General features: G+C 71.4%; 5 protein-coding genes. All 5 read left to right on the plus strand.

From position 1 onward, the window contains the following. Window positions 1–341 (plus strand): DAK2 domain-containing protein (locus tag BFF77_RS10315; protein ID WP_141698410.1); only part of this gene is annotated, 341 nt, incomplete at its 5' end. A gap of 121 nt (window positions 342–462) precedes the next feature. Beyond that, the gene (gene dhaK, locus BFF77_RS10320) at window positions 463–1,458 is read left to right on the plus strand and encodes a dihydroxyacetone kinase subunit DhaK (RefSeq protein WP_066946734.1); all 996 of its coding nucleotides are present in this window, start codon (window positions 463–465) and stop codon (window positions 1,456–1,458) included. Between the two features lie 258 nt (window positions 1,459–1,716). After that, complete coding sequence (locus BFF77_RS10325; protein ID WP_066946737.1) at window positions 1,717–3,108, plus strand: cytochrome P450 family protein; 1,392 nt, start codon at window positions 1,717–1,719, stop codon at window positions 3,106–3,108. A 140-nt stretch (window positions 3,109–3,248) separates the two neighbouring features. After that, window positions 3,249–3,839: a Pycsar system effector family protein gene (locus BFF77_RS10330; protein ID WP_066946740.1), complete on the plus strand. Its 591-nt coding sequence runs from the start codon at window positions 3,249–3,251 to the stop codon at window positions 3,837–3,839. A gap of 91 nt (window positions 3,840–3,930) precedes the next feature. Further along, window positions 3,931–4,461 (plus strand): RNA polymerase sigma factor, encoded by a 531-nt coding sequence (locus tag BFF77_RS10335; protein WP_066946743.1) that lies wholly within the window; start codon window positions 3,931–3,933, stop codon window positions 4,459–4,461. The last annotated feature ends 262 nt before the right edge of the window (window positions 4,462–4,723 follow it).

Genomic DNA, 4,723 nt, shown 5'->3' on the forward strand with positions numbered 1-4,723 from the left:
TCGCCATGCTGCGCGCCGCCGCCGAGGGCATCAAGGTACGAGGCCGGTCCGATCTCGGCGACAAGACGCTCCTGGACGCGTTGATCCCGATGACCGACGCGCTGGAGAAGGAGCTGCGGAGCGGACAGGGCGCGGCGGCGGGGCCGGCGGCCGGGCCCGGCGCCGCGCGGGTCGCGGCGACGGCGGCCCGTACCGCCGCCGACGCGACCACGCCGATGCTGGCCAGACGCGGCAGGCCGAGCTACACGGGCGAGCGCAGCATCGGCTCGCCCGACGCGGGAGCCGTGGCCGTCGCGGTCATCGCGGAACGCGTCGCCGACGAATGGGCCCGGCGCGTCTGACCTCCGGGCCGCCGGCCGCGACCGATCCGGACCCACCGGCCCGGCCCAGTCCCAGCCCACTCCCAGCCCTGTCCCTGTCCTTGTCCCTGCCTCAGTGTCGAGATCCAGGAGCGACCCACCCATGAAGAAGTTCGTCAACGACCCGAAGAACTATGTGCCCGAGATGCTGCAAGGGCTGGCCCTGGCCAACCCGGACAGCCTCCGTTACGTCCCCGAGTTCAACCTGATCATGCGTGCCGACGCGCCGCGCCAGGACAAGGTCTCCATCGTCCAGGGATCGGGGTCGGGACATGAACCGGCCCATGCCATGACCGTGGGCAGGGGGATGCTGGACGCCGCGTGTCCCGGCGATGTCTTCTCCGCGCCGCCCGCCGACTACGTGTACGAGACGGTCAAGCTCGTCGCGTCCGCGAAAGGCGTGCTGCTGCTGGTCAACAACTACACCGGCGACCGTATGGCCTTCGAGATGGCCGAAGAGCTCTCCGAGGCCGACGGTGTCACCGTCCGCACGCTGTACATCGATGACGATGTGTCCGTGCAGGACTCCACCTACACGGTCGGCCGCCGTGGGGTGGCGGGCAACTTCTTCGTGATGAAGGCCGTCGGCGCGGCGGCGGAGCGAGGAGCCGATCTCGACGAGGTGCACCGGATCGGCGCGAAGGTCAACTCCGTCACCCGGACCATGGGGATGGCCCTGACCGCGTGCACTCCGCCGGCCAAGGGATCCCCGCTGTTCGATCTGCCCGGGGACGAGGTCGAGATGGGCGTGGGCATCCACGGCGAGCCCGGGCGGCGGCGGGAGAAGCTCCGGCCCGCCGACGCGATGGTGCGGGAGCTGGTCACCGCTGTCGTCGACGATCTCCCCTACACCTCCGGTGACGGTGTCGCGCTGATGGTCAACGGCCTGGGCGGCACACCCATCGGCGAGCTCTACCTGGTGTACGGGCTGGCGCACAGGCAGCTCACGGAACGCGGCATCCAGATCCGCCGCAGCTATGTGGGCGAATACTGCACCTCGCTCGACATGGCGGGCGCCTCCATCACCCTGGTCCGGCTGGACGACGAGATCTCTGATCTGCTCGCGGCCCCGGCCGAGATCCCGGTCCGCTTCTTCTGAGGGCGGGACCGGGGCAAGGCTTTTGACGAACACCGTCGGCAACGGTGTGAACACCGTCCGCCGAGGATTTGTTGTCCAAGCCTTGACGCTGCCGGGCTTGGCAATCGTGTCCACTCCGTAGCAGTGTGTGACGCGACTGGTCGGCCGGTGGAGATCACCCCATGTCAGGCTTGTGTGCTGCTTGCTGACGGCCGCTCAGTTCGCCGTGCCGCCGGCCGACTCGCGGCGCGGTGCGCCGCACCGTGGGAAGAGACCGACGTGGAACGAGTCAGCGGGGGACACCCCCCGGACATCACTTTGGAGTTACTGCCGGCCGAGCCTCTGCTCGGGCGTGAGTACCAGGACAACCCGGAGGCTGTGCACGAGCGTCTTCGCCGGCGGCACGGCGCCGTCGCCCCGGTGGATCTGCTGGGGGTGCCCGTGTGGCTGGTGCTGGGCTATCCGGAAGCCCTGCACGTACTCCAGAACGACGCGATGTGGCCCAAGGGCATGCAGTACTGGCGCGCCCGCAACGAGGGCCGCGTCCCGTACGACTGGCCGGTCGCCCCCGCGCTGACCGCCGAGAACATGATGGCGCGCGGCGGTCCCGGCCACGCGGCCTACCGGGCCGCTTGGGACGCGGCGCTGAAGCCCTTCCAGGACCCGGGCCATCCGCAGACCCGCAGGCTCAGGGAGAACATCCGCCGGACGGCGAAGGACCTCATCGGACTTCTCGCGCAGGGCGGCAGATCGGGGATCGCGGATCTGGCCGCGCAGTTCTCCCGGCCGCTGCCGCTGATGGTCGCGGGCGAACTGCTGGGCGCCTCCGGCTCCCTCGATGACGAGGCCCTCATGGACATCTGGCGGATCCTGGACGCGGGACCGGCCTCGGCGCGGGCCTCCGAGCGGGTCCTCGCCGCCATGGGCAGGCTCGGCGAGGAGAAACGGAGGCGGCCTGGCGAGGACTTCCCTTCCTACCTGCTGGCCGCGCGGCCGACTCTGACGGCCTCGGAACTGGCCCATGAACTCACCATGCTCATGGGCATGATCGCCGACCACGGCGGCATCCTCATCGCGAACTCCGTCGTCGAGATCATCACCGGCGACGGCCGCGCACGCGCGAGTCTGTCGGCGGGCATGATCCGTGAGGCCGTCAACCATGTCGTCCTCCGCAAGCCGCCGTTGGCCAACTTCACACCGCGGTTCCCGGTGACCGACCAGCGGCTGGGCGAGTACATCATCCGGGCGGGCGAACCGGTGTGGATCGCCACGGCCGCCACACACACCGACGTACGCTTCGCGGCCGGCGCGTCGGCCCACCGGGCGACCAGCACCCGTGCCCATCTCTCCTGGGGCGCGGGCCCACGGCAGTGCCCGGCGCGGGAACTGGCGACCACCATCACCACACTGGCCCTTGAATCCCTGTTCGAGCAGTTCGAGCATCTCGAACTGGCGGTACCGACGGACCGGCTCCCGTGGCGTTCCTCGCCCTTCGTACGCGGTCTGCGCGCGCTGCCGATCAGATACCGGCTCAGGCCAGGCTTCGAGATACCCGCCGTTCCCGTCACCGCCCGGCGGGCGGCGGGCGAGGAGCGACCCGTACAGCCCGCGACGCTGCGTCAGTTCCTCACCGGCCTGGTCACCGGAACGATAGATCCGAACTCGTTCTGACGGCCCTCCCGGGACCGCCGCTCACGCGCGCGGGCGACGGCCCCGGCCGGCTCGGCCGGGGCCACACGGATACCGGCGCCGTCGCGGCGCTCTGCTCAAGACCGAAGCCGCGATCCGGCGCCGGGTGGCAGAATTGGGGTATGTCCGATTCGTGGTTGTCCAGGGTGCTCGACGCCGTACGCCGGCCCGCCGCCCTCCCCGCTCCGGAGCCGTCCCCGCCGCACGAGGCCGCCCTGGAGTACGCCGCCACGCTGCTCGCCGAAGCACGCTCCGAGGTCGACCGGGCCGACAACAAGGCCCAGATCCTCCTGGCCGGCGCCGGGATCGGAGGCGGGGCACTGGCCGGCGGGCTGCTGGCCAGGTCCTGGTCGCCGCTGGAACTGGCCGCGTCCGTGCAGTGGTTGTGGTGGATCGGGCTGGCCGCGGGAGTGGGCGGGATCGGTCTTCTCGGCAGTGTGGTCTACCCGCGCAGCTCGCGGCGCGGCGGTGCCACCGGCGCCTCGACGGTGGAGTACTTCGGCGACGCCGCCGGATACGGCACCGACGCGGAACTGGGCGCCGCGATAGGCCGGTCGGCCGCCACGCGGCTCGACCTGACGGTCAGTCAGCTGCGCCAGGTCAGTCTGATCGTGTCCGTGAAGTACCGGGCCGTCGCGGGCTCGATGTGGCTGCTCGTCGCGGCTCTCGTGTGCTGCGGCGGCGCGGTCGTGCTGGACCGGCTGGGCCGCTGAGAAGTTCGCCCGATGGCATCTTCTGATGTGGTGATGCCGTCCACCGGTGCCTACGGTCCACTCCTCGGAACTGAGACTGAGGAGCACGGACATGTACGGACCGGAGAACATGGCCGGAACCGCCGACACCACCGAACTGCTCAACCGTGGCGCGCAGGGCGCCCGCGCGGCCTTCACCGAACTGGCCGGCCGTCACCGGGCCCGGCTCCTGGGCCTGTGCCGGCTCATCACCTGTGACGAGGAAGCCGCCCGGGCCGCCGCCACGGCGGCGCTGCGGGACGTCTGGAGGAGGCTCGCCGACGGCGGCGGGACGGATGGGAGGGCCCTTCCCGCGGCGCACGCCCTCTTCGACCGCCGCGCTGTTATCCACTCGCTGACCCTGGCCCCCGCCCCCGCCTCGCGCACCGCCGACCCGGACGCCGCGGACCCGGGCGCCGGTGCCTTCGAGTCGGGTTTACGTCGGCTCCCGCCCAGACAGCGGGCCATGCTGGCGCTGAGCGACTTCGCCGGACTCTCCTACGACGAGATCGCGGACCTGATGGACGAACCACCTGGCCGGGTGCGGCAGGAGGTCGGGAAGGCGCGGAGGGATCTGCTCAGGCCGGTCCCGGCCATGCGGTGAGAGTACGTACCGTCCCAGGCCGGGACGGTACGTACTCCCTTCCGCCGCCAGGGGACCCCCGGCCCCTGGCCTCCGGGCCCGGCTCCCCGGCGTGCCGGCTCCCCGCCTTTCCGTCCGGCTCAAGCCCCGGGCCCCCGACGTGTGTCAGGGCTCGTCCGGCGACTCGTCGTCGAACTCCTCCTCGCCCCCGTCCCCGTCCCCGTACTCCTCCGTCTCCGCCGGAGCACCGGCGCCCGTCCCGGTCCCCGAATGGTCCGGGCCG

It is taken from the genome of Streptomyces lushanensis, from assembly GCF_001700515.1.
Classification (GTDB): Bacteria; Actinomycetota; Actinomycetes; order Streptomycetales; family Streptomycetaceae; genus Streptomyces; species Streptomyces lushanensis.

Coding starts and splice junctions, on each gene's coding strand:
- dhaK (WP_066946734.1), top strand. CDS start 463: ATGAAGAAGTTCGTCAACGACCCGAAGAACTATGTGCCCGAGATGCTG.
- BFF77_RS10330 (WP_066946740.1), top strand. CDS start 3,249: ATGTCCGATTCGTGGTTGTCCAGGGTGCTCGACGCCGTACGCCGGCCC.
- BFF77_RS10335 (WP_066946743.1), top strand. CDS start 3,931: ATGTACGGACCGGAGAACATGGCCGGAACCGCCGACACCACCGAACTG.